Genomic DNA, 25,164 nt, shown 5'->3' with positions numbered 1-25,164 from the left:
CGCGACCGGACCCTGACCGAGTTCCGCAGCGGCGAGCTGGACGTGCTGGTCGCGACCGATGTCGCCGCGCGGGGGATCGACATTCCCACGGTCCGGCATGTCTATAACTACGACCTGCCGAACGTCCCCGAGAACTATGTCCACCGCATCGGTCGCACCGCGCGGGCCGGGGCCGAGGGGACGGCGGTGGCCTTCTGCTCTCCGGCCGAGATGGGCGAGTTGCAGGCGATCGAGAAGGTGATGAAGAAGCCGATCCCGGTGATCGGCGGCGCGCCCTGGGCGGCGGATGTGGTCGCGGCGGCGCCGAAGCCGGGGCAGAACCGGGGCCAGCGGCCGGGACGGCCGGGCGGGCAGAAGCCGGGGTCGAAACCGCCGGCGCCGGGGGCAAAGCGGGCGGGCGGCGCGAAACCGCAGGCATCGCAAAGGCCGCAGGGCGGCAAGCCCGCCGGCGGCAGCTTCGCGCCCCGGCGCAGCGCAGGCGGCGGCCAGGGCAACCGGCGGCCGGGCTGAGCGCGCGGCCGATCTGCCGATCGCCGCATATCTGCTGGGGCAAAGCATTTCCCGTTAACCCGCTGGCAATCTTTTGCCATGAATAACCGTGCGTCGGCAGGTTGCCGGCGCGATCACGAGTGGCCGATGTCCCCAGCATCGGTTGAGGGTGGGGGTCCGCTGCCTCCGGTGGGGGCACGAAGACCCGCCAGTGTGTGGCGGGCCCTTCCGTGACGAGTGTCGAGGTTGCCGGTATCGGGCCGCCACGCCCCGCCCAGGTTTGTCGATGAAGCCCATTGCCGACCTGCCTTGCGGCCGGGTCCGGCAATGGGCTAGGGGCAGTCGCATCATGGCCAAGCTCTATTTCCACTACTCGACGATGAATGCGGGGAAATCGACCTCGCTCCTGCAGGCCTCGCACAACTACCGCGAAGGCGGGATGCAGACCTATCTGATCACGGCGCAGTTCGACAACCGCGCCGGCGAGGGCCGCATCGCCAGCCGCATCGGCATCGGCGAGCCCGCGGATACCTTCGCGCCCGGCGAGGACCTGTTCGCCAAGCTGCAGACGCGCCTTGCGCAAGGGCCGGTCGCCTGCGTCTTCATCGACGAGGCGCAGTTCCTGACCAAGGCGCAGGTCTGGCAACTGGCCCGCGCGGTCGACGACCTGGGCGTGCCGGTGATGTGCTACGGGCTGCGCGTCGATTTCCAGGGCAATCTCTTTCCCGGCTCGGCCGCGCTGCTGGCCTGGGCCGACGAGATGCGCGAGGTGCGCACGATCTGCCGTTGCGGCAAGAAGGCCACCATGGTCATCCGCCGCGGCCCCGACGGGCGCGCGCTGAAGGAAGGCGAGCAGGTGGTGATCGGCGGGAACGAGACCTATGTCTCGCTCTGCCGCCGCCACTGGCGCGAGGCGGTGGACGACTGAGCCCTGGAGGGCCGCGCGATCAGCACCCCGGCCAGCGCGATCAGCGACATTCCGGCGACGGCAAGCCAGCTCAGCACCTCGCCCCAGATCACGAAGCCCCAGGCGGCCGAGGCCGGCAGGATGACATATTCGAAGACCGCGACCTTCGAGGCATCGGCGATCTGGTAGGCCCGCACGATCATCCCCACCCCCAGAAGCGAGCCCGTGGCCTGAACGAAGGTCCACCAGAGGAAGCTGCCCGTCGGCCAGACCGGCCCGCGCTGGAGAAAGCCCTCGGCCCCCTCGGGCACCGGCAGGGGAAACAGGGCCAGCACGGCCATGCCGATCAGGCCGAAGACGCCCAGCATCGCGAAGAAGCCCGCGACCAGCACCTCGGCGCTTTCGCCCCTGCACCATTCCCGCGTGGCGATATTGCCCAGCGCATAAAGCGCGCCCGAGATCACCGGCAGCAGCGCGGCGAAAGTGGCGCCCGACAGCGCCTCGGGGCCCAGGACCATGACCACGCCGCCAAAGCCCACCAGCACCGCCAGGACCTGCAGCGCCGAGATCGACTGGTCATAGGCGAACCGCTGGATCAGCAGGACGAAGATCGGCGCGGTGAACAACCCTGCCGCGACCTGGGCCACCGGCAGGAAGGCCAGCGCACCGAAATAGATCACCATGGCCGAGCCGTGGATCACCGACCGCGCCAGCACCCGGCCAAGGCGCCGGGGCCGCAGGCGCAGGCCAAGCGGCACCGCCAGGACGGCAAGGATCGCGAAGGCCATCGCCGTCCGGGTGGCATGGAACTGCCACAGCCCGCCATCGCGGGCGATGACGCGGACGTAATTGTCGGTAAAGGCGATGACCACCGCATAGATCAGCACGGCGCCAAGCGCGGCCAGGGTCCGGTTCGGGGTATCGCTCATTCTTGCCATCCGTTCTGCCTTTGCCGGTTTGCCCCGTCCGGCCGCCCTCTGCCCGCCTGATCGCGACGCCCGGCGCCCGCTTCGGGTCGCGGAAGGGCCAGCATTGTGAAGCACGGCGGCAGGCGGTAAGGTCGCGCGAAACAGGCAGAGACCGGGGCCCGATGACGGCGCTGAAGAAGTATCAGAGGCTGGAATGCTCGGGCCTGTGGCGCGAGAACCCGCAAGACCAGCGCCGCGAGGTCCTCGTCCGCTTCGGCGAGGCGACGCTGATCCTCTCCGATCCGAAAAGCGGCGAGGCGCTGAGCCATTGGTCCCTTCCGGCGGTCGAACGGATCAATCGCGGCGAGGATCCGCCGGTTTTCGCGCCGGGTCTGGAATCGACCGAAAGCCTGGAGCTGGACGAGCCCGACATGATCGCCGCGCTGGAAGCGGTGCGGGCCGCGGTGAAGGCGGCGATCCCGCGTCCCGGCCGGTTGCGCGGGCTGATGCTGGGGGGGACGGTGGCGGCGGTGGTGGCGCTGGCGCTGTTCTGGTTGCCTGGCGCGCTGGTGCGGCACACCGCCTCGGTCGTGCCGCCGGCGCAACGGGCCGAGATCGGCCAGCGCGTGCTGGACGACCTGGTCCGGGTGACGGGCGCGCCCTGCGACAACCAGTTGGGACTGCAGGCGCTGGCCGGGCTGTCCGAGCGGGTGTTCGGCCCGGTCGATACCCCGATCCTCTATGTCCTGCCCGAAGGCGTGGACACGCCGCTGCACCTGCCCGGCGACGTGATCGTCCTGCCCCGCCGCCTGATCGAGCAGTCGAACGGACCCGAGGCCGTCGCCGGGGCCGCCCTGATGGAGCGGTTGCGCTCGAAGTCTTCCGACCCGATGCTGCCGCTTCTGGAACATGCCGGCCTGCGCGCGACCTTCCAGCTTCTCACCACGGCGGAACTGCCGGATGCGGCACTGGCGGGCTATGGCGAGGCCGCCTTGCGCCAGCCCCCGGTGCCGCTGGCCGACAGCGCCGCCCTCGCCGCCTTCGAGACCGCGCAGATCCCGGCCTCGCCCTATGCGGTGGCGGTGGATCCCGACGGGTCGGCTACGGGCGGCCTGGTGGAGAACGACCCCTACAAGGGTCTCGCCCCCTCGCCGCTGATCCCCGACGAATCCTGGGTCGCCCTGCAAGGCATCTGCAGCGCCTAGGGTTTGCCGGATCCGGTCCTGCCCGAGGGCGGGTTGCCGCAAAGCGGCTGCCCCTGCCGCGTGACGCGGGGAAGCCAGAGCACCTGCCCCGGCGCACCCGCCCGGATGAAGATGCAGCCCTTGCTGTCGACATATTGCTGCCCGGCATAGCCCTTTGGCGGCAGCTCGGCCGGACGGATCGGCTCTCCGGCCAGGGCCGGGGCGGCAAGCGCCAGCATCAGCAGCGCCGCCCGCATCACTTGGTCCCGAACATCCGGTCGCCGGCATCGCCGAGGCCCGGCACGATATAGCCGTGGTCGTTCAGATGGCTGTCCACCGCCGCGGTGACGATCGGCACGTCCGGATGCGCCTCCTTCATCCGGGCGACCCCTTCCGGCGCGGCCAGCAGGCAGAGGAAGCGGATCTGCTTTGCCCCCGCCTTCTTCAAGAGCGAAATCGCAGCGGCGCTGGAATTCCCGGTGGCCAGCATCGGATCGACGACGATGGCGATCCGGTCCTCCATCTTCTCGGGCAGCTTGCAGTAGTATTGCACCGGCTGCAGCGTCTCGGGGTCGCGGTAAAGGCCGATGAACCCGACCCGCGCCGCCGGAATCAGTTCCAGGATCCCGTCCAGAAGCCCGTTCCCCGCCCGCAGGATGCTGACGAGAGCCAGTTTCTTGCCCTCGATCACCGGGGCGTCCATCTCCTCCAGCGGGGTCTCGATCCGCCGGGTGGTCATCGGCAGTTCGCGCGTGACCTCATAGGCCAGAAGCAGGCTGATCTCGCGCAGCAGCTTGCGGAACGAGGCGGTCGAGGTGTCCTTCTCGCGCATCAGGCTCAGCTTGTGCTGGACCAGGGGGTGCGACACGACGGTCAGGTGATCCAGCATTCAGGCCTCCAGCTTTTTCGCGATCTTCGCCTTGGTATCGGCATCGCAGAAGGCCGCGTCAAGCGACTGGCGCGCGATCTTCCGGAATTGCCCCTCGTCCCAGTCGAAGGCGCGGTGGAGTTCCTCGTATTCCCGCGCCATGGTGGTGTGGAAGAAGGGCGGATCGTCGGTCGAGATCGTGACCTTGACGCCGCGCCGGTCCAGTTCGGCAACCGGATGGTCGCGGAAGCCCTTGTAGATGCCCAACGCGACGTTCGAGCCGGGACAGACCTCCAGCACCGTGCCGCGTTCGGCCAACTCGTCCACCAGCGCCAGATCCTCGATCGCGCGGACGCCATGGCCGATCCGCTCCACCTCCAGATCGTGCAGCGCCGCCCGCACGCTCTCCGGCCCGCCCCATTCCCCGGCATGGGCGGTCAGCCGCAGCCCCGCCTCGCGCGCGCAATCGAAGGCCCAGCGGAAATCCCTGGGCGCGCCGATCTTCTCGTCCCCCGCGATGCCGAAGCCGACGATCCAGTCGCCCGCCGTCTCGGCTGCGCAACGGGCGGTCTCCCGCGCCTTCTCGGGGCCGAAATGCCGGATGCAGGTGACGATGCCGCGCAGGGCGATGCCCATCTGCCGCTCGGCCTGGTCGGCGGCCTCCTGCATCGCATGCAGATATTCGCGCCAGGCCCCCAGATCGCGTCCGCCGCAGAAATCCGGCGACAGGAAGGTCTCGGAATAGACCACGCTACTGGCCGCCGATTCCTCCAGCACGGCCAGCGTCAGGCGCTGGTAATCCCCCGGCGTCTGCAAGGCGGAGGTCGCCGCTTCATAGACCTTCAGGAAGTCCCAGAAGTCCCGATAGCGATAGTTCCCGCGCCCGTCGAAGATCCCGGATATGTCCAGATGCTTTTCCTTCGCCAGCCCCCTGATGAAGGCCGGCGGCGCCGCGCCCTCCAGATGCAGATGCAGTTCGACCTTGGGCAATCCGCTCACGAAACGCCTCTCCTTCCTCTTGGCCAGAATATTCCGGGTGCGCCTCTGGGTCATGCAACCGAGGGCGCGGGGGCGGCGGCGCCGGCCTTCATCAGGGGGCAGGTCACAGGAAACTCCGTCCCGGCCCCCGCGATGGCACCCCCAGATGCGCCGCGACACTCGCGCCGACGTCGACGAAGCCGCAAAGGCCCGCCTCCCGCGCCCCGCCACCCCAGCCCACCACCGGCACCCGCTCTCGCGTGTGTTCGGTGCCGCGCCAGGTCGGGTCGTTGCCGTGGTCGGCGGTGAAGATCGCCAGGTCTCCGGGGCGCAGATGGGCGAAGAACCGGGGAAGGCCCGCGTCGAACCATTCCAGGGCGCGGGCATAGCCCGAGACGTCGCGGGGATGGCCATACAGCGTGTCGAACTCGACAAAGTTCGCAAAGGTCAAGGATCCATCTTCCGCCTCGTCCCCAAGGCGGAGAAGATGTTCGAAAAGATCAAGGTCGCTTTTGCCCTTCCACAGCTTTCCGACGCCCCGCATCGAGAAGATGTCGCCGATCTTGCCCACCGCATGCGTTGCCCGTCCGGCCTCGGCCACCCAGTCCAGCAGCGTGGGCGCCGGCGGTTCGATGGCGAAGTCCTTGCGGTTCGACGTCCGCCGGAAATCGCCGCACGAGCCGGTAAAGGGCCGTGCGATCACCCGGCCGACCTTGCGGGCATGCAGGCTGGGCGCAAGGTCGTGGCAAAGCTTCAAGAGCCGCTCAAGCCCGAAGGACTCTTCATGCGCGGCGATCTGGAAGACGCTGTCGGCGCTGGTGTAGCAGATCGGCCAGCCGGTGCGCAGGTGCTCTTCGCAATGCTCGGCAATGATCGGCACGCCCGAGGCGTGGCAGTTGCCAAGGATGCCCTCGGTCCCGGCCAGACGGCAGACCTCGGCCACCAGATCCTCGGGAAAGGCGGGGACGGTATCGGGGAAATAGGTCCAGTCCCATGGCACCGGCACCCCCGCGAGTTCCCAATGACCGGAGGGGGTGTCCTTGCCCTTGGACACCTCCGTCGCCGCGCCCCAAAGCCCCTCGGGCACAGCCGAAAGCCCCGGCGTGGCGGCGCCCGAGGCCAGCCGGATCGCCGCGCCAAGGCCGAGACGGTCGAGGTTCGGCATCCGGAGGGGCCCCTCGCGCCCCACCTCGGCCCGGCCTGCGGCACAGGCCTGGGCGATATGGCCCAAGGTGTTCGCGCCCTCGTCCCCGAAGGCCGCCGCATCGGGTGCCCCGCCGCAGCCCGCGGAATCCAGCACGATCAGGAAGGCGCGCGGCATCAGGCGATCCTCTTCTGGATCAGGGCGGGTTCTTCCGGCAGATCCGCGGCGATCCGGTAGGCGGCCTGCACCGCCCGCACCGCCGCCCGCGCGGCCTCTTCCGTGGCGGCATGGACCATCGCCAGCGGCACGCCCGCGCCGGTCTCCTCGCCGATGCCGACCAGGTCCGACAGGCCGACCGAGGGATTCACCTTGTCCCCCTCCCGCAGCCGGCCGCCGCCCAGGTGCACGACGGCATGGCCCAGCGCCTCGCCGTCGATGGCGGTGACATAGCCGTCGGCCGGGGCCGGAACGTCGCGCATCACCGGGGCGGAAGGCAGGCGGTCGGGCCAGCGGTCGACGAAATCCGAAGGTCCGCCCTGCGCCGCGACCATCCGCCCGAAGATCTCGGCCGCCTGTCCGGAATGCAGCGCCTCGGCGATGCGGCCTTCGCCGTCCTTGGGATCGGCGGCCAGGCCCGCCAGCGCCAGGGCCTCGCCGCCCAGGGCCACGGTCAGGTCCCAGAGCGCGGTGTTGACCGAGGTGCCGGTCAGCGTCTCCATCACCTCGATCACCTCCAGCGCATTGCCCGCCGCCGTGGCGAGCGGTTGCGACATGTCGGTGATCAGCGCGGTGGTCATGCAGCCGGCGCCCTGCGCCGTCGCGACCAGCGAACGCGCCAGAGCCTCGGCCCGTTCCGGCGTCTTCATGAAGGCCCCCGAGCCGCATTTGACATCGAGGACAAGGGCTTCCAGCCCTGCCGCCAGTTTCTTGGACAGGATCGAGGCGGTGATCAGGTCGACGGACTCCACCGTGCCGGAGATGTCGCGGATCGCATAAAGCCGCTTGTCCGCCGGGGCGAGGTCGGAGGAGGCGGCGACGATGGCGCATTTCACGCTGTCGATCTGGGCCCGCAGCGCCTCCTCGCCCAGCCCGGTCCGAAAGCCGGGGATGGCCTCCAGCTTGTCCAGCGTGCCCCCGGTATGGCCCAGCCCCCGGCCCGAGATCATCGGCACATAGGCCCCGCAGGCCGCCAGCGCCGGGGCGAGGAGGAACGAGGTGCAATCGCCGATCCCGCCGGTGGAATGCTTGTCCACCACCGGGCCGGGCAGGTCCCAGGCCAGGACCTTGCCGGTGTCGCGCATCCCGCGGGTCAGGGCCACGCGGCCCGCCTCGGACAGGCCCTTGAGCAGCACCGCCATCGCGAAAGCCCCCGCCTGCGCATCCGTCACCGCGCCCGAGGCAAGGCCCGCGGCGAACCAGCGCAGGTCCTCGGCCGGGGGCTGCCCGCCATCGCGGATCGTCGCGATGATCGTGCGGGCGTCAGTCATGTCCGCCCCATATGCGCGGCGCTGAAGACGCCGGGAAGGAGGTCGGCCACGGTCATCACCTTCTGCTTGCCCTCGGTGGTGCAAAGGGTGACCCTCACCTCCTGCCCCGCGAATTCCGCGATCTTCTGCCGGCAGCCGCCACAGGGCGGCACCGGATCGGGGCTGTCGGCGATCACCAGAACCTCGGCGATGCGGCTGTCCCCGGCGGCGATCATCGCGGCGATCGCCCCGGCCTCGGCGCAGGTGCCTTCGGGATAGGCCACGTTCTCGACGTTGCAGCCGACATGCACCGCGCCCGAGGTCGACCGCAGCGCCGCCCCGACCTTGAACCGCGAATAGGGCGCATAGGCCCGTTCCCGCACCCGTGTCGCCGCTTCCAGAAGCGTCATCGCAGTCTCCTTGACCATCCGGTCAGAGTGTGTGCCGAAGCTGCGTGTTCCGCAAGCGGGGGAAACCTCCTCGAGCACTTCGTGCACTCGTCGGAAAGCGGCAAGCGGCGAGGGAGCGACCGCGTTCAGCGCACCACAAGCCGCGTCGGCGGATTGCCGGGCAGCGTGACCTCCAGCAGTTCCAGGTCCGGCGTCGGATCGGCGTAGCGCGTCGCCATGCCGGGCGGAATCACGAAGGCGTCGCCCGGCTCCAGCCGGTAGGGCTCTTTCCCCTCGCCCTCCAGCGTCATCCCGCCGGACATCACGAAGGTGAAGAGGATGTCGCCGTCATGCACCGTCCACGGGGCCGGGCCGGTGGGGCGGGCGACCATGACCGAGGCGACGCCCCTGGTCGCCGCATGGATCGTGGTGTCGCGCGCCTGAAAGCCGGGGATGCGGAAGGGCCTGAACACCCCCTCCTTGCCGATGTCGTGCACGAACTTCTGCCCCTCCCATTCGCGGTCCGGGCGCAGATGCGGCGTCGGCAGGGTCATCTCGTGGTCGATCTCGGTCACATGCTCGGCCGGGACGCCGATCTCGACCACCTGGACGCCTTCGGAGTGCAGGACCCTGTGGCGGATGCCGGGCGGCTGGATGAAGCAGTCGCCGGCATGGATGCGGCGGGTGCCGCCCTGATCCTCGTACAGCACGTCCACCCAGCCCGCGACGCAGAAGATCAGCTGGAAGCCGACCTTGTGGAAATGTACCATGTCCGGCACCGGCCCGTCCGGGACCCGGATATGGCTGGCGATCATCGCGCCGCCGAGGCGGCTGGGGATCAGGTCGCGATATTCCATCCCCGCGCGCCCGATCACCCAGGGGGCCTGGTCGGCCAGCCGGCGGACGACGAAGGCATGTTCGGTGGCGGGTGTGACGACGGGCGGGTTCAGCTCTTCGATCTCGATCCGGGTGCCGTTCGGGGCGGTCAGGAGCTTCGCGCCGCCGGCAAAGCCGGGATCATCGGTCAGGATGCGCAGGGTCCCCGGCCCCTCGGGCGCGCCCTTCTGGATGCGCAGGCGCAGGCCGTGGCCCGACAACACCGCCACCTCGGGGTCGTCGGCGGGAAAGATCATGTCCAGGCGCATTCCCAGCGTCTTCGTGTAGAAGGGCAGATCGTCGCGCAGCTCTTTCGTCGGCAGCCGGATTTCGGCCCGGACTTCAAAGTGGCTCGTTTCCGTCATGGCATTCCCCGTGCTATGGCGGCATCGTGAGTGGGTCGCAGGCGATTTGCAAGCAGGCCCGAAAACGGTTTCAAGCAATGCCGGATTGGCAGGCGGCCGAAACTGGTTCAGCGTTGAACCATTCGGCAGGAGGGATTGATGGACGAGGCACGGCACGACAACGCACGCCAGGCGGCGCTGGACTATCATGAGTTCCCGAAGCCCGGAAAACTGGAGATCCGGGCGACCAAGCCGCTTGCCAACGGCCGTGACCTGGCCCGCGCCTATTCGCCCGGCGTCGCGGAAGCCTGCCTCGAGATCAAGGCCGATCCAGCCACCGCCAGCCGCTATACCGCCAAGGGCAACCTTGTCGCGGTGATCACGAACGGAACCGCCGTGCTTGGCCTGGGCGACATCGGCGCGCTGGCCTCGAAGCCGGTGATGGAGGGCAAGGCGGTCCTGTTCAAGAAGTTCGCCAACATCGACTGTTTCGACATCGAGGTGAACGAGCCCGACCCGGTCAAGCTGGCCGAGATTGTCTGCGCGCTGGAGCCCAGTTTCGGCGCGGTGAACCTGGAGGACATCAAGGCCCCCGACTGCTTCATCGTCGAGAAGCTGTGCCGCGAGCGGATGAACATCCCGGTCTTCCACGACGACCAGCACGGCACCGCCATCGTCGTCGGCGCGGCGGCGACCAATGCGATGCTCGTCGCGGGCAAGAAGTTCGAGGAGATCAGGGTCGTCTCGACCGGGGGCGGCGCGGCGGGGATCGCCTGCCTTGAGATGCTGGTCAAGCTGGGCGTCAAGCGCGAGAACGTCTGGCTTTGCGACCTGGAGGGCCTCGTCTACCACGGCCGGACCGCGCAGATGACCGAGCAGAAGGCCGCCTTCGCGCAAAGCACGGTGCCGGGCACCCTGGCCGAGGTGATTGCGGGGGCGGACATGTTCCTCGGCCTTTCCGGCCCCGGCGTGCTGACGCAGGACATGGTCCGCGCCATGGCCCCGAACCCGATCATCTTCGCGCTCGCCAACCCCTCGCCCGAGATCCTGCCCTCGGACGCGCGCGAGGTTGCCCCCGGCGCGATCATCGCCACCGGGCGCAGCGATTTCCCGAACCAGGTCAACAACGTCCTCTGTTTCCCCTTCATCTTCCGCGGCGCTCTGGACGTCGGTGCCACCACGATCAACGCCGCGATGGAACTGGCGTGCATCGAGGGCATCGCCGCCCTGGCCCGCACCACCACCAGCGCCGAGGCCGCCGCCGCCTACCGGGGCGAGACCATGACCTTCGGCCCGGACTACCTGATCCCGAAACCCTTCGATCCCCGCCTGATCGGGGTCGTGGCCAGTTCCGTGGCCCGCGCCGCCATGGAAACCGGCGTCGCCACCCGCCCGATCGCCGATCTCGACGCCTACAAGCGCAAGCTGGACGGGTCGGTGTTCAAGTCCGCCCTGTTGATGCGCCCGGTGTTCGAGGCTGCCCGCACCGCCACCCGCCGCATCGTCTTTGCCGAGGGCGAGGATGAGCGCGTCCTGCGCACCGCCAACGCGATGCTGGAGGAGACGACCGACCTTCCGATCCTGATCGGCCGCCCCGAGGTGGTCGAGGCGCGCTGCGAACGCTATGGCCTGCCGATCCGGCCCGGCCGCGACTTCCACCTGGTGAACCCCGAAAACGACCACCGCTACCGCGACTACTGGGGCACCTATCACGAGCTGATGGCCCGCCGCGGCGTCACCCCCGACACCGCCCGCGCCGTGATGCGCACCAACACCACCGCCATCGCCGCGATCATGGTCCACCGCGAGGAAGCCGACAGCATGATCTGCGGCACCTTCGGCCAGTTCAACTGGCACCTGGGCTATGTCCGCCAGATCCTCGCGCGGGGCGGGCGGCACCCCGTCGCCGCATTGTCGCTGATGATCCTGGAGGACGGTCCCCTTTTCATCGCCGACACCCATGTCCATCCCGAACCCAGCCCGCAGCAGATCATGGAGACGGTGATCGGCGCCGCCCGCCATGTCCGCCGCTTCGGCCTGACGCCGAAGATCGCGCTTTGCACCCAGTCGCAATTCGGCAACATGGACACAACCACCGCCCGCCGGATGCGCGACGCGCTGGAAATGCTGGACGCCCGCGAGCCCGACTTCGCCTATGAGGGCGAGATGAACATCGACGCCGCCCTCGACCAGTCGATCCGCGAGCGCCTCCTGCCCAATTCGCGCTATGAAGGGGCGGCGAACGTGCTGGTCTTCGCCTCCTCCGAGGTGGCCTCGGGCGTCCGCAACATCCTCAAGGTCAAGACCGGCGGGCTCGAGGTCGGGCCGATCCTGGTGGGCATGGGCAACAGGGCGCATGTGGTGACGCCCGCGATCACCGCGCGGGGGCTGCTGAACATGTCGGCCATCGCAGGAACGCCCGTCGCGCATTACGGGTAAGCCTCCTCGTTCGACTTCGTCTCCTCCTCGGCCACTGCGAGGAGTGACGAAGTCATCGACGAGCGGCTCGAATCGACCGCGCCGGAAACGCGCAAGGCTTTGCAAAACCCGGACGCATGGTGCGGTGGCCTTGCCTGCCGGCCATGATTTGCAAATCCGCCCGGCCGCGAAGGGCAAATTCTGCAAACAAGTCGCAGCCTGTTCCCGGTAACAGCGTTGCGCAATGGGCATCCCATGGCATACCACCGTCCCCAGGCGGCATCAGCAGGGGGAGATCGCGATGAGCTACGCACAGATCTACAAATCCTGGGCCGAAGATCCCGAGGGGTTCTGGCTCTCGGCGGCGGGCGGCATCGACTGGGTCACGAAGCCCGGCCGCGCTCTGGATGACAGCCGCGCGCCCTTGTACGAATGGTTCACCGATGCGCGCGTCAACACCTGCTGGAACGCCGTCGACCGCCATGTGATCGCAGGCCGGGGCAAGCAGCCCGCGATCATCCACGACAGCCCCGTCACCGGCACCAAGCATGTCATCACCTATGCCGAACTGCAGGATCGCGTCGCCCGCCTTGCCGGGGCGCTGCGGGCCAAGGGCATCCAGAAGGGCGACCGCGTCATCATCTACATGCCGATGGTCCCCGAGGCGCTGGAGGCGATGCTGGCCTGCGGCCGGATCGGCGCGATCCATTCGGTCGTCTTCGGCGGCTTCGCGGCCGCGGAACTGGCGGTCAGGATCGACGACTGCACCCCGAAGGCGATCATCGCGGCCTCCTGCGGGATCGAACCCAGCCGGGTCGTGCACTACAAGCCCCTGCTGGATGCGGCCATCGACCAGGCGACCCACAAGCCCGATTTCTGCGTGATCTTCCAGCGCGAGCAGGAGGTGGCGAGGCTCACCCCCGGCCGCGACGTCGCCTGGCACGAGTTCCAGTATGGAGTGACTCCGGCCGAATGCGTGCCGGTCGAGGGCAACCACCCGGCCTATATCCTGTACACTTCCGGCACGACCGGCGCCCCGAAGGGCGTGGTGCGCCCGACCGCCGGGCATCTGGTGGCGCTGAACTGGACCATGCGCGCGATCTACAACGTCGGCGCGGGCGATGTGTTCTGGGCGGCCTCGGACGTGGGCTGGGTCGTCGGCCACAGCTACATCTGCTATGCGCCCCTGATCGCCGGTTGCACCACCGTCGTCTACGAGGGCAAGCCGGTCGGCACCCCCGACGCCGCCGCCTTCTGGCGCGTGATCAACGAATATGGCGTGAAAAGCTTCTTCACCGCCCCCACCGCCCTGCGCGCCATCAAGCGCGAGGATCCCGAGGGCAAGCTGGTCCCCGAGCTTCCCAGCCTGCAGGCGCTGTTCCTGGCCGGCGAGCGCGCCGATCCCGACACGATCGAATGGGCCGCCAGGCATCTGGGCGTGCCCGTCATCGACCATTGGTGGCAGACCGAGACCGGCTATGCCATCGCCGCAAACCCCTTCGGGATCGAGCACCTGCCGGTCAAGATCGGCAGCCCCTCGGTCGCCATGCCCGGCTATGACGTGCAGGTGCTGGACGAGGGCGGCCATCCGGTCAGCGCGGGCACGCTGGGCGCCATCGCGATCCGGTTGCCGCTTCCCCCCGGCACCCTGCCGACGCTGTGGAACGCCGAGGAGCGGTTCCTGAAGTCCTACCTCAACCACTTCCCCGGCTATTACGAGACCGGCGATGCGGGCTATGTCGACGCCGACGGCTATCTCTACATCATGGCCCGCACCGATGACGTGATCAACGTCGCGGGGCACCGCCTGTCGACCGGCGCGATGGAGGAGGTGCTGGCCAGCCACAAGGATGTCGCCGAATGCGCGGTGATCGGGGTGGCGGATGACCTCAAGGGCCAGTCGCCGCTGGGATTCCTCTGCCTGAACAAGGGCGCGGCCCGGCCCCATGACGAGGTGGTCAGGGAATGCGTGCAACTGGTCCGCGACAAGATCGGCCCGGTCGCCGATTTCAAGCGCGCCGTCGTGGTCGAGCGGCTGCCCAAGACCCGCTCGGGCAAGATCCTGCGCGCGACCATGGTCAAGATCGCCGACAGCCAGCCATGGAAGATGCCCGCCACCATCGACGACCCCGCCATCCTGGACGAGATCGCCGAGGCGCTGCGCAGCCTGGGCCTGGCGCGCGGCTGAACCGGCTGGACAATCGCTGCATTTTGCGCCAGATCTTTGCATTATGCAAAGATCTGCGCCTCCCGGCCGTTTCGACCGCGCCCGCTTCCTCCGCCTGATCGAACTGGTCGGGCCCGGAATGGTTCCGGTGCTGCTGACGCAGCTTGCCGCCGACCTTGCGAATTGCGACAGCCGCCTGGCCCGGGGAACGGCGACGGACGATTGGGTGCTGTTGCGCGAGACCTCGCATGACCTGGCGGCGCTGGCCGGCTCTTGCGGGGCGCTGGCGCTGCAGGATCTGACGCAGGACCTGAACGCCGCCGCCCATGCCCGGGACCCCGCGGCGACGCAGCGGCTGGCCCCCGCCATCGCGGCAGAACTGGCCGCGCTTCTGGCCCTGATCCGGGCCACCCCGCCTGAAGGACCGCTGCCATGGTAAGGCAATCCCCCACCCTGCCCCCGCCGATCCTGCTGGTCGAGGACACGATCTCGCTGCAGATCGTCTATCGCGCGATCCTGGAAGCCGCCGGCCACACGGTCACGGTCGCCGCCAACGCCGCCGAGGCCCGCGCGCATTTTCAGGAGCACGGCCCCGCTGTCGTCCTGCTGGACCTTGTCCTGCCGGACCGCGACGGGTTGGAGCTGATGCAGGAGTTCCTCGCCCTCGCCCCCGAGACCGGGTTCATCGCGATCACGGCGAACAATTCGGCCGACCGCGCGGTCGAGGCGATGCGGGCGGGGGCGCACGACTATCTGGTCAAGCCGATCGACGAGGCGCGCCTGCTGGACGCGGTCCGCAATGCCCTGGCCGAAAGGCGCCCGCGCCGCGCCGCGCCGCCGGTGCATGTGCCCGACCGTGGCAGCGCCCCGGTGGAGACCTCCGGGTTCATCGGCTCGTCCGAGCCGATGCGGCGGATCCACGGCACCATCGGCTCGGTCGCGCGGTCGATGGCGACGGTCTTCATCACCGGCGAAAGCGGCACCGGCAAGGAACTCTGCGCGCTGGCCGTCCATGCCCATTCCGCCCGGGCGCAAGGGCCGTTCATCGCGCTGAACTGCGGCGCGATCCCGCAGGACCTGCTGGAAAGCGAGGTCTTCGGCCATATGAAGGGCAGTTTCACCGGCGCGATTTCCGACAAGCCGGGCGCGGCGGCGGCGGCGGACGGCGGGACGCTGTTCCTGGACGAGATCTGCGAGATGGCCCCGGCGCTGCAGACCAAGCTCTTGCGCTTCCTGCAGACCTCGACCGTCCAGCCCGTGGGCGCGACGCGGCCGCGCAAGGTCAACGTCCGCATCGTCTGCGCCACCAACCGCGACCCGCTGGAGGCCGTCCGCCGCGGGCAGTTCCGCGAGGACCTCTATTATCGCCTCTATGTCGTTCCGATCCACATGCCCCCCCTGCGCGAGCGCGGCGAGGATGTGATCGAGATCGCCGAATCCGCCCTGATCCGCTTTGCCGAGGAGGAGGGCCGCCGCTTCCAGGGCCTCTCGCCAGAGGTGCAGGCCCAGCTCATGCGCCTGCCCTGGCCCGGCAACGTGCGCCAGCTTCTGAACGTGATCCGCAACGTCGTGGTGCTGAACCCCGGCGGGCTGGTGACGCCCGAGATGCTGCCCCCGGGCCTGACCCTGGACGAGGCCGCCGAACCGCGGGACGCCGACGAAGGTGCCAGCACCGACGGCCTGGCGCTTGACGGGCTGGTCGGTCTCAGCCTGGCCGAGGCCGAGCGGCGGCTGATCGAGGCGACGCTGGCGCGGCATGGCGGCTCGATCCCCAGGGCCGCGCGGGTGCTGGAGGTCTCGCCCTCGACGCTCTACCGCAAGCTCGACGGCTGGAAGGCGCGCGCCGGCTGACGCCTGGACGCGGAATTCGAAGAATTCCGGCCCGGAAATCGTTCGATTTCCGGCGCCCGGCTCAGGTGAACTGCTCGCCGATCAACCGTTCTTCCAGCCCGTGCCCGGGATCGAACAGCAGGCGGTGGGTGATCTGCGGCTCGGAGCGGACCTCGACGCTCGTCACGTCGCGGACCGAGGACCGGCTGTCGGCATCCGCCATCACCGGCCGTTTCTCGCCCTCGACCACCTCGAAGCGCACCACCGCCGTCGACGGCAAGAGCGCCCCGCGCCAGCGCCGGGGACGGAAGGCCGACATCGCCGTCAGCGCCAGCACGTCCGAGCCGACCGGCAGGATCGGCCCGTGCGCCGAATAGTTGTAGGCCGTGGACCCCGCCGGCGTCGCCACCAGCGCGCCATCGCAGACCAGTTCCTCCAGCCGCACCCTTCCGTCGACCAGCACCCGCAGCTTTGCCGCCTGCGGCCCCTGGCGCAGCAGCGAGACCTCGTTGATCGCCAGCGCCTCGGTCACCCGGCCCTTCACGTTCTCGGCCCGCATCGCCAGGGGATGGATCACCGTCTCCTCGGCGGCGCGCAGCCGGTCGGGCAGGGTCTCCTCGGCATAGGCGTTCATCAGGAAACCGATCGTGCCGCAGTTCATGCCATAGACCGGCAACCGGCGCCCATGCGCCGCGTGCAGGGTCTGCAGCATGAACCCGTCGCCGCCCAGCGCCACCACCACCTCGGCCTGACGGCTGTCGGCCTGACCATAGCGCGCGATCAGCGAGGCCTGCGCCGCGAGTGCCGCCGGGGCCTTGCTGGCCGTGAACCTGATGCGCACCCGATGCCCTCCTGCCCGGCCCTCCGGGACAGTCTTGGCCGCGCGGGGCGTGGAACTCAAGCCCCGGCCCCGCTTTCGCCGGGCAAGATAATTTCGCTACCGGCGCAGTTCATGTCGGATTCTTGCCTTTCCGGACCAGTCCGCCTGCTCTAAACAGCACCGACCAACTCTCAACCCAGAGGACATGACGATGAACGCACCCCACCGCGACACCGGCTTCTTCACCGAGCCCCTGTCCTCGCGCGACCCCGAGCTTTTCGGCGCCGTCACACAGGAGCTTGGCCGCCAGCGCCACGAGATCGAACTGATCGCCTCGGAGAACATCGTCTCGCGCGCCGTGATGGAGGCGCAGGGTTCGGTGATGACCAACAAATATGCCGAGGGTTATCCGGGCCGGCGCTATTACGGCGGCTGCCAGTATGTCGACATCGCCGAGAACCTGGCGATCGACCGGGCCTGCAAGCTGTTCGACTGCGCCTTCGCCAACGTCCAGCCGAACTCGGGTTCGCAGGCCAACCAGGGCGTGTTCCAGGCGCTGTTGAAGCCGGGCGACACCATCCTCGGCATGTCCCTTGATGCCGGCGGCCACCTGACCCACGGCGCGGCGCCGAACCAGTCTGGCAAGTGGTTCCACGCGGTGCAGTATGGCGTGCGCAAGCAGGACCTGACGCTGAACTACGACCAGCTGCAAGAGCTGGCGACCGAGCACAAGCCGAAGCTGATCATCGCCGGTGGCTCGGCCATCCCGCGCATCATCGACTTCAAGCGCATGCGCGAGATCGCGGATTCGGTCGGTGCCTACCTTCTGGTGGACATGGCGCATTTCGCGGGCCTGGTCGCGGCGGGGCTTTACCCCAGCCCCTTCCCGCATGCCCATGTCGCCACCACCACGACGCACAAGACGCTGCGCGGCCCGCGCGGCGGCATGATCCTGACCAACGACGAGGAGATCGCGAAGAAGGTCAACTCGGCGATCTTCCCCGGCATCCAGGGCGGCCCCTTGATGCATGTGATCGCGGCGAAGGCGGTGGCCTTCGGCGAGGCGCTGCAGCCCGGCTTCAAGACCTACCAGCAGCAGGTCATCGCCAATGCCAAGGCTCTGGCCGACGAGCTGATGAAGGGCGGGCTCGACATCGTCACCGGCGGGACGGACACCCATCTGATGCTGGTCGACCTGCGCCCCAAGGGCGTGAAGGGCAACGCGACCGAAAAGGCGCTCGGCCGCGCCTGGATCACCTGCAACAAGAACGGCATTCCCTTCGATACGGAAAAGCCGACCATCACCTCGGGGGTCCGCCTGGGCACCCCGGCCGGCACGACGCGCGGCTTCGGTGAGGCCGAGTTCCGCCAGATCGCCCGCTGGATCATCGAGGTCGTTGACGGCCTGGCCGCCAATGGCGAGGACGGCAATGCCGAGGTCGAGGCCAAGGTCCGCGCCGAGGTCGAGGCGCTTTGCGCCCGCTTCCCGATCTACCCGGATCTCTGATGCCGCGATCCGCGGATCGCAACACCTCCACCGCCCCCGAACCAAGGGGGCGGTGGCTCTTCTGGCTGCTGGCGGGCCTGGCCCTGCTTCTCGCCTCGGGTGTCTGGGCCGGCGGGCTGTTCGGCCTTGCGGCACAGCTTCTCGCCATGCGCGCGCTGCCACCGGACCGGATCGAACACCTTGGCCTCGGTGCCTATCAGGTCGGGATCGAGGCCCGGCCCATCGACGGCCTGACCGACAACACCTCGGGCCTGACCTACAGCCCGGCGACCGGCACCCTGTTCACGGCGATCAACCATCCCCCCGCCCTGGCCGAACTGTCGACCGAGGGTCGGCTGCTGCGTCATATCGACCTTGTCGGCGCGCGCGACGTCGAGGGCATCACCCATGTCGACGGCGATCGCTTCATCATCGTCGACGAAGGCAAGAGCCGCCTGAACTGGATCTCCATCACCCCCGCGACCACCGCGATCGACCTGGAGAACAGCCCTTTCATCACGCTCGACCTCGGCACGCTCTCGAACATGGGCTTCGAGGGCATCTCATGGGACCAGCGCAAGCAGGAGCTGGTGGTGGTGCAAGAGATGCTGCCGGTCCGTGTCCTTGTGGTCGGCGGGCTGGACCGCGCCGTGCGGGGTCAGGGGCTGGCGATCGAGTCGCGGGAGTGGCGGCCCGAGGGCTGGGCCGGGCATGGCGTATCCGACCTGTCCTCGGTCACCGTGCATGACCCGACGGGGAACATGGTCCTGCTCAGCGACATGTCCTCGATCCTGATCGAATACAGCGCGGCGGGGCAGCCGCTCAGCCTCCTCGCGCTCTGGGCCGGGCGTCACGGGCTGCGCGACGGCGTGCCCCAGGCCGAGGGCGTGGCGCTGGCCCCCGATGGTGCGGTCTACATCGTCTCCGAGCCGAACCTGTTCTACCGCTTCGACCGCCCCGCGAGTGCGGTCCAGGACTGAGGGTGGCTGGTCGCGGCGCCGGGATCCGCGTTGGTTACAGGAATCCGCGCCAGGCCAGCAGGGCGATGATCCCGAGGATCAGGAACATCAGGCCATAGCCGATGAAGCCCAGCATGCCGGCAATCGCGTCCCGCCGCCGCGTGGCCGGGTCGATCTTCGTCAGGTGCCGCAGGCAGATGTCATAGGCATCCGCCACCGCGCCCATGTCGATCTGGCCCAGAAGCTTGGGGTTCCGCGCCCGTTCCGCCGCCGTCGCCAGAAGCTCGGCGGCCTCGCGCACCTTGCGCGGCAAAAGCCGTCGGCCGCGCCCCAGCTTGGCCGGCAGGTCGCGCCCGCCCAGGCCCAGCCTCTCCTCCAGAAGCTGCGCCACCCGATCCGCCATCTGCTGGATCGCCATCGCACTCATCCCGCACCCTTTCCCAGGCTCCGGTGCAACCTAGGGCGAAGACACCGAGGGTTCAACCGCTCTGGCCATGCGCTGGCCGCGCGGATAGACAGGCAACATGCTTGCGACGATCCGACATCCCGCCGCCGCCACCCCCAGCGCACCGACCCTGGTGGTCGCGCACGGGCTTTACGGCTCGGCCCGGAACTGGGGCGTCATCTGCCGGCGCCTCTCGGACCGGCGCGACGTGGTGGCGGTGGACATGCGCAACCATGGCGACAGCCCCTGGATGCCGCGGCACCGTTACCCGGAAATGGCCGCCGACCTGGCCGAGGTGATCGAAAGCCTGGGCGCGCCCGTGGACCTCATGGGCCATTCGATGGGCGGCAAGGCCGCGATGCAGCTGGCGCTGACCCGTCCCGCGCTGATCCGCCGCCTGATCGTCGCGGATATCGCCCCGGTCGCCTATGACCACGACCAGGCCCGGCATGCCGAGGCGATGCAGGCCGTGGACCTGAGCCGGATCACCACCCGGGCCGAGGCTGACGCCGCCCTGGCGGAGCGCGTGCCCGACCCCGCCCTGCGCGCCTTCTTCCTGCAATCGCTGGACCTTCGCAGCAAGCCCCCGCGCTGGAAGCTGAACCTGGAGGTGCTGGCTTCCGAGATGCCGCATGTGATCGGATGGCCGGGCCCCGAGGGCCGGTTCGAGGGACCGGCGCTGTTCCTGACCGGGGCCGAAAGCCATTACGTCCGCGCCGAACACCGCGACACGATCCGGGCCCTGTTCCCGAAGGCGCGCTTTGCCAGGATACCCGGCGCGGGACACTGGCTGCATGCCGAGAAGCCGCGCGAGTTCGAGGAGACCGTCCGCGTGTTCCTGGAGGCGTGAGGTCAGCCGATCTCGCGCGCAACCCGCCAGGTCACCGGGATGGCAAGCACCGCCCCGACGGCCGCCGCCAGGAGGATGGGCGTCAGGCTGACATGGCCCAGCGCAAGCACCGCGATCACGCCGGTTCCGGCCACGGCAGTGGCGATCGGGGCGTAGAGAAGCATGAAAAGCCGCACGTCAGTCTCCGGGTAAATGGCACCGGATCAGTATGCCACGGAGCCGGGACCGCCGCCTTGATCCGGATCATGCCCGTCCTGCCTGAAGGGTGGGTAAATCGCCCACCCTGGGCGAGGGCAGTCTCAGATGCTGCGCGTCGTGCCGCCGTCGACGATCAGCGTCTGGCCGGTGACATAGCTCGACTCGTCGGTCAGCAGGAAGGCCGCCGCCTTCGCCTGCTCCTCGACCCTTGCGATCCGCTTCAGCGCGGCAAGCTCGCCGTATTTCGCCACGTCGAGGCTGTCGGTGAAACCCGGCGCCAGGCAGTTCATCCGGATGCCGGCCGGACCATAGCGATCGGAGTAAAGCTTGGTGAAGGACTGCACGCCAGCGCGGTACACGCAGGAGGCCGGGAACCAGAGCGAGGGTTCCATCGCGGCATAGGTGGTGACGTTCACGATCGAGCCGCCGCCCTGCGCCGCCATCACCGGGGTGACGAGGCGGGACATGCGGACGACCGACTTGACGATCATGTCGTTGGCGAGATCCCAGTTCTCGTCGCTGATCTCCAGCAGGTCGCCCTTCGGCGGATGGCCGGTGTGGTTGAGGACCGAGTCGATCCGGCCGTGGGTTTCCAGCGCCAGATCGACGATGGCCTTCAGGTCATCGGCGCTTTGCGCCACGCCGCGCCGGGCCACGCCGCCCAGTTCCGCCGCCAGTTTCTCGCAGCTGTCCGAGGGCGACATCAGCACCAGCGCATGGCCACGGGCCGCCATTTCGCGTGCAACCGCCGCGCCGATACCCCTGCCCCCGCCGGTGACCAGGCAGACCTTCTTCGACATGGTGATTCCCCGTGCTTGACCGCGCCGCACCCTGTCAGAGGCCGCGGGCCCTGTCACCCCCGGCCGGGGCGCCGATCTGCATGTCGCGGGAGGAGGTCATTGGTGGAGCAGAGGTCTACCAATCCCCTAAACCAATCTGTCGCCTTCCCGTCTCATATCATCCTGTTTTTGTTGCTATCACACCTCGCCTGATGTATCAATCAGTTTCATCAAGTTGCACTCTGTCCCACCATTGTCCCACCAAAGCGCACGCCGCTTGGCGGGACGGATGGAGGGACAGCCGGAGCGAGGAACCGAACATGCCGCTGACAGCCAAGGGCGTTGAGGCCAAGAAAGAGCCGGGAATGTATGGCGACGGCGGCGGGCTCTATCTCAGGGTCGGCCCGACTGGCGCCAAGAGTTGGATCGTGCGAACGGTGATCCACGGCAAGCGCCGGGAACTCGGCATCGGCAGTGCCGAACTTGTCAGCCTGGCAGAAGCCAGAGAGAAGGCCGCAGAGCTTCGGAAGGTGGCCCGGGCGGGGGGCGACCCGGACGCGGATCGGAAAGCGGCTGCGAAGGCTGCGGCGGAGGCGGCGCGGCGGAACCTGATCACCTTCGGGAAGGCGGCCGAGGCAGTTCACGCGAAGCTGTTGCCCAAGTGGAAAAACCAGAAGCACGCCGAGACGTGGATTTCGGGCCTGAAGTTGCACGCCTTCCCCAGGCTTGGAGAGAAACCCATTCAGAGCATCACCCGGGACGACGTTCTGCGTGTGCTGGAGCCCATCTGGACCAGCCGTGTAGAGACGGCCCGAAGGCTTCGCCAACGGCTCCATACGGTCTTTCAGTGGGCCAAGGATGAAGGGCACTTCGCAGGAGAGAACCCAGTCGACCAGATCGGCCTCGGGCTGGCCCAGGTGAACAAGAACACAGCACACCTTGCGGCGATGCCCTGGCGCGACGTGCCGGCCTTCTGGCCCCAACTGGTCGAGCGGGACAGCGTGTCGTCGGCCTGCCTGCGCTTCCTGATCCTGACCGCCGCGCGATCGGGCGAGGCCCGCGGCGCGACGTGGGGCGAGGTCGATCTTGAAGGCGCGGTCTGGACCGTCCCCGCAAGCCGCATGAAGCGCGGCAAGGCGCACCGCGTGCCGTTGACGGCGGAGGCGCTGGCAATCCTTGACGCGATGAAGGGCCTCGATCCCGTGCTGTGCTTCCCGTCACCGAACCGCGGCAAGGAGGGGGTGCGCCCCCTGTCCGACATGGCCTTCAAACTGCTCTTCAACCGCATGGGCGCGAGCGGCTTCACCACCCACGGTTTCCGGTCGGCTTTCCGCGACTGGTGCAGCGAAAGCGCCAAGGCCGACCCTGAGCTTGCCGAGGCGGCCCTGAGCCATGCAACCGGCAACTCGGTGGTGAGGGCCTACGCGCGAAGTGACCTCTTCGACCGGCGCCGGGATCTCATGGACGCTTGGTCCAGGTTCGCGACCGGGGGAGCCTCGGGCGAAGTGGTCCAGTTGGTACGGGCATGACCGAGGACGAGCAGCCGCCCGAATTAGAGGCACTGGCGAAGTTTCGCGAATGGCATCGAGACTTCATCCATGAGTACGAGACAGAGCTTGAAGCCACCACTGCATGGCTCGACCAACTTGTTACCCTGCTGGCTTGGCTCGTTCGGCAGAGAGTAAATCCGCGACCGATTTCCGACCCGACCCACTGGCCTAGCGTTTGGCTGATGGACCAGCCGGAAACCCGGGAGGCTGCGTTCCTCGATCCGCTGCTTTTCGACTTGGCGCGGCATCAAACCGCTGCCGTCTTGCTAGGCGAAATTCGGCGGGACATTGGACCGGACCAGACGCTGGAAATGACCTATTGGGCCGCTGAACTACTACGCGCAGACCGGCCCAGACCGGGCAAGGGTGCAGCATCTGGCCGCTCTGGTGTTCAGGCTCTCACCTTGGCCGTTCGAGACGAAATCCTCTCCTGGAACCTATGGAACGTTCGCGAGAAGTGCGGGGATCCCCTCGACGCAACAACGGCGTTTCCCACCGACCCCGCGATTGCATCGGCCCTGTCCGCGCGGCTGAACGTTCATCCGCTACTTGAAGAACTCTCGGATGATGTCCCTTCCCCGAGATACCTCCGGGCACTCATGGACCCTTGACGCAGGATCGGCGAACCTCTCGATAAGGGTGCATACCCCGAGTGATAGAACCGCGCGACTGTATGGCATCGGTTTCCACAAAAAAGGATCGAACGCCATGTCCAAGTTCCCCATGCCCTCCGGCTTGATGACCTCGCGTGAAGTTGCGGGGCACTTCAACTGCAACGTCTCGACGGTCTGGCGCTGGCTCCGCCAGGGAATTCTGCCCAAGCCGGTCAAGATCGCGGGATCGACCCGTTGGCGCCGGGAAGAAATCGAAGCGATGACCGCTGGCGAAACCGCAGCCTGAGCCCGACCCCCACCCCGCGAGGGGCAGAAGCCGGGCCGGTCTGCGCTGCTGGAATGGCGCCATCGTATTCGACCCACTGCCCTTGCGCCATGCAAGGAGGCCAGTCATGGCCCAGCACAAGCACAAGTCTTGGGATCGGCGCTCTTGGACCGTCACACCGGCCCAGGGCGAGCCCTTCACCGTCGCCACCAGCGAGGGCGCAACCTGGGCCCTCCGAGCCCTTATCTCCGCCGGTCACGAAGGCTTGCGGCCGACCGATGGGGCCTCGGGCCGCTTCTGTCTGCTGATCGGCAAGCTGCGCGACCTCGGAATGTCGATTGATGATCTACCGGCCGAGGACGAGGACGGGCGCGCCGGTTTCAAGCTCGCCTGCAAGGTTGAGCAAGCTCGATGAACCTGAAGGCCTTGAACAAAGTCCTGCGGCGAAGGTTTGGAGCAGCGCAGCTTCACACTTCGAAGCGCAAGAAGCCGATCACGGTTTCAGAGAATATCCGCAAGCAGGTGCTGTTCTACTTGGCACTTCGTGCTGAGGCCGACGGAACCGAGATCTACCCCACAAAGCAACGGATCGCCGATGAACTCGGGTTGTCCAAGCGGGCGGTACAACTGGCGATCACCACCTTGCTTCTTCCAACCCCGTTTGGGGGGCCGCCAATACTTCACAAGGACGGCGTGGTGATGACCCGGAAAGGCCCGGCAGACAAGTTCCGGATCGACTTGGCCGCGCTTTGGAAGCTGCCCGAAATCGAGGTCGACGACGACGTTCTGGAGCGAACTGAGTTCACGCCTGAGGTGAATGACGTTCATCCCACCCGTGAACCTGGTTCACCCCACCCCGTGAATGAGGTTCACCCAGAAAGACCTCCTGAAAAACCAAAGAAAGACCTTGGAAAGACGAGGCAGGTCTTCTCAGCAGTTGAAGACAGAGATTTCAACCGGTTCCTAGATGCCTTCCCAAGCAAAGCAGGGATCTACGAAGGAACCCATACAGAGTATCTTCTGGCGCTCAAACGAGGAGCAACGATCCAGGCGCTTCTCGATGCCGCAGCCACATTCGCAAAGCTGGTTAACAGCGGCTGCGTAGAACCCAGCGACCCTGCCGACTGGCTGCGGCGCGACCTGTGGAAAGGCCGGGTCCCCTATCACCCGGGCGGCATTGTCCGGGGACAACCCACGAAGGCCCAACGATGACCGACCATTACCGAAAGG

Annotated in this window: 27 protein-coding genes; 15 read left to right on the top strand and 12 right to left on the bottom strand. The window is 68.0% G+C overall.

The genetic code is table 11. The features are described from left to right. Both ACE3UA_RS15555 and ACE3UA_RS15550 read left to right on the top strand, forming a co-directional pair. The coding region (locus ACE3UA_RS15555) for a helicase-related protein (protein WP_374646711.1) at positions 1–510 on the top strand (510 nt) is incomplete at its 5' end. Between the two features lie 328 nt (positions 511–838). Beyond that, positions 839–1,417, top strand: a complete 579-nt coding sequence (locus ACE3UA_RS15550) for a thymidine kinase (protein WP_374646709.1) — start codon at positions 839–841, stop codon at positions 1,415–1,417. Here ACE3UA_RS15550 and ACE3UA_RS15545 read toward each other — a convergent pair. Then, complete coding sequence (locus ACE3UA_RS15545; protein WP_374646707.1) at positions 1,369–2,325, bottom strand: DMT family transporter; 957 nt, start codon at positions 2,323–2,325, stop codon at positions 1,369–1,371. The two genes, ACE3UA_RS15550 and ACE3UA_RS15545, sit on opposite strands and share 49 nt — an antisense overlap. Before the next feature lie 161 nt (positions 2,326–2,486). On the opposite strand from ACE3UA_RS15545, the gene ACE3UA_RS15540 reads away from it, so the two are divergent. Next, on the top strand, positions 2,487–3,509 hold the full coding sequence (locus ACE3UA_RS15540; RefSeq protein WP_374646705.1) for a hypothetical protein: 1,023 nt from the start codon (positions 2,487–2,489) through the stop codon (positions 3,507–3,509). On the opposite strand, the gene ACE3UA_RS15535 is transcribed toward ACE3UA_RS15540, so the two are convergent. The 7 genes from ACE3UA_RS15535 to ACE3UA_RS15505 form a co-directional block, all read right to left on the bottom strand. Then, entirely contained in the window at positions 3,506–3,745 is a 240-nt protein-coding gene (locus tag ACE3UA_RS15535; RefSeq protein ID WP_374646703.1) for a hypothetical protein, read from the bottom strand. The two genes, ACE3UA_RS15540 and ACE3UA_RS15535, sit on opposite strands and share 4 nt — an antisense overlap. After that, positions 3,745–4,377, bottom strand: a complete 633-nt coding sequence (gene upp, locus ACE3UA_RS15530; protein ID WP_374646701.1) for a uracil phosphoribosyltransferase — start codon at positions 4,375–4,377, stop codon at positions 3,745–3,747. The genes ACE3UA_RS15535 and upp overlap by 1 nt, the downstream gene beginning before the upstream one ends. Further along, positions 4,378–5,409: an adenosine deaminase gene (locus tag ACE3UA_RS15525; protein WP_374646699.1), complete on the bottom strand. Its 1,032-nt coding sequence runs from the start codon at positions 5,407–5,409 to the stop codon at positions 4,378–4,380. Positions 5,410–5,458: 49 nt separating this feature from the next. Then, positions 5,459–6,655, bottom strand: a complete 1,197-nt coding sequence (locus ACE3UA_RS15520; protein ID WP_374646697.1) for a phosphopentomutase — start codon at positions 6,653–6,655, stop codon at positions 5,459–5,461. Continuing rightward, positions 6,655–7,965 carry a thymidine phosphorylase gene (locus ACE3UA_RS15515; protein ID WP_374646695.1) on the bottom strand — a complete coding sequence of 437 codons (1,311 nt, stop codon included), beginning with the start codon at positions 7,963–7,965 and terminating at the stop codon, positions 6,655–6,657. The genes ACE3UA_RS15520 and ACE3UA_RS15515 overlap by 1 nt, the downstream gene beginning before the upstream one ends. Beyond that, positions 7,962–8,372, bottom strand: a complete 411-nt coding sequence (locus tag ACE3UA_RS15510) for a cytidine deaminase (protein ID WP_374646693.1) — start codon at positions 8,370–8,372, stop codon at positions 7,962–7,964. Before ACE3UA_RS15510 ends, ACE3UA_RS15515 begins: the two co-directional genes overlap by 4 nt. 107 nt (positions 8,373–8,479) lie before the next feature. Further along, the gene (locus ACE3UA_RS15505) at positions 8,480–9,574 is read right to left on the bottom strand and encodes a cupin domain-containing protein (RefSeq protein ID WP_374646691.1); all 1,095 of its coding nucleotides are present in this window, start codon (positions 9,572–9,574) and stop codon (positions 8,480–8,482) included. 138 nt (positions 9,575–9,712) lie between these two features. Between ACE3UA_RS15505 and ACE3UA_RS15500 the strand changes: the two genes are divergently transcribed. From ACE3UA_RS15500 to ACE3UA_RS15485, 4 genes are all read left to right on the top strand, one after another. Next, the gene (locus ACE3UA_RS15500; protein WP_374646689.1) at positions 9,713–11,992 is read left to right on the top strand and encodes an NADP-dependent malic enzyme; all 2,280 of its coding nucleotides are present in this window, start codon (positions 9,713–9,715) and stop codon (positions 11,990–11,992) included. A gap of 280 nt (positions 11,993–12,272) precedes the next feature. After that, a complete protein-coding gene (locus ACE3UA_RS15495) occupies positions 12,273–14,159 on the top strand; it encodes an AMP-binding protein (protein ID WP_374646687.1) in 1,887 nt (628 codons plus the stop codon). A gap of 43 nt (positions 14,160–14,202) precedes the next feature. After that, positions 14,203–14,577: a hypothetical protein gene (locus ACE3UA_RS15490; protein WP_374646685.1), complete on the top strand. Its 375-nt coding sequence runs from the start codon at positions 14,203–14,205 to the stop codon at positions 14,575–14,577. Further along, positions 14,571–15,989 (top strand): sigma-54-dependent transcriptional regulator, encoded by a 1,419-nt coding sequence (locus ACE3UA_RS15485; protein ID WP_374646683.1) that lies wholly within the window; start codon positions 14,571–14,573, stop codon positions 15,987–15,989. Before ACE3UA_RS15490 ends, ACE3UA_RS15485 begins: the two co-directional genes overlap by 7 nt. 61 nt (positions 15,990–16,050) lie before the next feature. On the opposite strand, the gene ACE3UA_RS15480 is transcribed toward ACE3UA_RS15485, so the two are convergent. Further along, the gene (locus ACE3UA_RS15480) at positions 16,051–16,809 is read right to left on the bottom strand and encodes an NAD kinase (protein ID WP_374646681.1); all 759 of its coding nucleotides are present in this window, start codon (positions 16,807–16,809) and stop codon (positions 16,051–16,053) included. Between the two features lie 190 nt (positions 16,810–16,999). Here ACE3UA_RS15480 and glyA point away from each other — a divergent pair, with 190 nt between their 5' ends. Both glyA and ACE3UA_RS15470 read left to right on the top strand, forming a co-directional pair. Beyond that, complete coding sequence (gene glyA, locus ACE3UA_RS15475; RefSeq protein ID WP_374646679.1) at positions 17,000–18,295, top strand: serine hydroxymethyltransferase; 1,296 nt, start codon at positions 17,000–17,002, stop codon at positions 18,293–18,295. Next, positions 18,295–19,254 (top strand): SdiA-regulated domain-containing protein, encoded by a 960-nt coding sequence (locus tag ACE3UA_RS15470; RefSeq protein ID WP_374646677.1) that lies wholly within the window; start codon positions 18,295–18,297, stop codon positions 19,252–19,254. Before glyA ends, ACE3UA_RS15470 begins: the two co-directional genes overlap by 1 nt. A gap of 34 nt (positions 19,255–19,288) precedes the next feature. Here the strand turns inward: ACE3UA_RS15470 and ACE3UA_RS15465 are convergent, their stop codons facing one another. Then, positions 19,289–19,651, bottom strand: coding sequence for a hypothetical protein (locus ACE3UA_RS15465; RefSeq protein WP_374646675.1), 363 nt, complete (start codon positions 19,649–19,651; stop codon positions 19,289–19,291). 106 nt (positions 19,652–19,757) lie between these two features. Here ACE3UA_RS15465 and ACE3UA_RS15460 point away from each other — a divergent pair, with 106 nt between their 5' ends. Next, entirely contained in the window at positions 19,758–20,528 is a 771-nt protein-coding gene (locus ACE3UA_RS15460; RefSeq protein WP_374646673.1) for an alpha/beta fold hydrolase, read from the top strand. A 2-nt stretch (positions 20,529–20,530) separates the two neighbouring features. Here ACE3UA_RS15460 and ACE3UA_RS15455 read toward each other — a convergent pair whose 3' ends face one another. Further along, the gene (locus tag ACE3UA_RS15455; protein ID WP_374646671.1) at positions 20,531–20,704 is read right to left on the bottom strand and encodes a CTP synthetase; all 174 of its coding nucleotides are present in this window, start codon (positions 20,702–20,704) and stop codon (positions 20,531–20,533) included. A 123-nt stretch (positions 20,705–20,827) separates the two neighbouring features. Next, entirely contained in the window at positions 20,828–21,526 is a 699-nt protein-coding gene (locus tag ACE3UA_RS15450) for an SDR family oxidoreductase (RefSeq protein ID WP_374646669.1), read from the bottom strand. A gap of 299 nt (positions 21,527–21,825) precedes the next feature. Here ACE3UA_RS15450 and ACE3UA_RS15445 point away from each other — a divergent pair, with 299 nt between their 5' ends. The 5 genes from ACE3UA_RS15445 to ACE3UA_RS15425 all read left to right on the top strand — a co-directional run bounded on the left by ACE3UA_RS15445 (position 21,826) and on the right by ACE3UA_RS15425 (position 25,146). Beyond that, on the top strand, positions 21,826–23,034 hold the full coding sequence (locus ACE3UA_RS15445) for a tyrosine-type recombinase/integrase (RefSeq protein ID WP_374646667.1): 1,209 nt from the start codon (positions 21,826–21,828) through the stop codon (positions 23,032–23,034). Then, positions 23,031–23,666 (top strand): hypothetical protein, encoded by a 636-nt coding sequence (locus ACE3UA_RS15440; RefSeq protein WP_374646665.1) that lies wholly within the window; start codon positions 23,031–23,033, stop codon positions 23,664–23,666. Before ACE3UA_RS15445 ends, ACE3UA_RS15440 begins: the two co-directional genes overlap by 4 nt. Positions 23,667–23,763: 97 nt before the next feature. Next, complete coding sequence (locus tag ACE3UA_RS15435; protein WP_374646663.1) at positions 23,764–23,955, top strand: helix-turn-helix transcriptional regulator; 192 nt, start codon at positions 23,764–23,766, stop codon at positions 23,953–23,955. Between the two features lie 106 nt (positions 23,956–24,061). Next, positions 24,062–24,349 (top strand): hypothetical protein, encoded by a 288-nt coding sequence (locus ACE3UA_RS15430; protein WP_374646661.1) that lies wholly within the window; start codon positions 24,062–24,064, stop codon positions 24,347–24,349. Continuing rightward, positions 24,346–25,146 carry a hypothetical protein gene (locus ACE3UA_RS15425; protein WP_374646659.1) on the top strand — a complete coding sequence of 267 codons (801 nt, stop codon included), beginning with the start codon at positions 24,346–24,348 and terminating at the stop codon, positions 25,144–25,146. Before ACE3UA_RS15430 ends, ACE3UA_RS15425 begins: the two co-directional genes overlap by 4 nt. Positions 25,147–25,164: the final 18 nt, after the last annotated feature.

This window comes from Tabrizicola sp. (assembly GCF_041919135.1).
In the GTDB taxonomy this organism is placed as follows: domain Bacteria; phylum Pseudomonadota; class Alphaproteobacteria; order Rhodobacterales; family Rhodobacteraceae; genus Tabrizicola.
The sequence above is the reverse complement of the archived record's forward strand: the minus strand, read 5'-3'. Positions and strand labels throughout refer to the sequence as shown.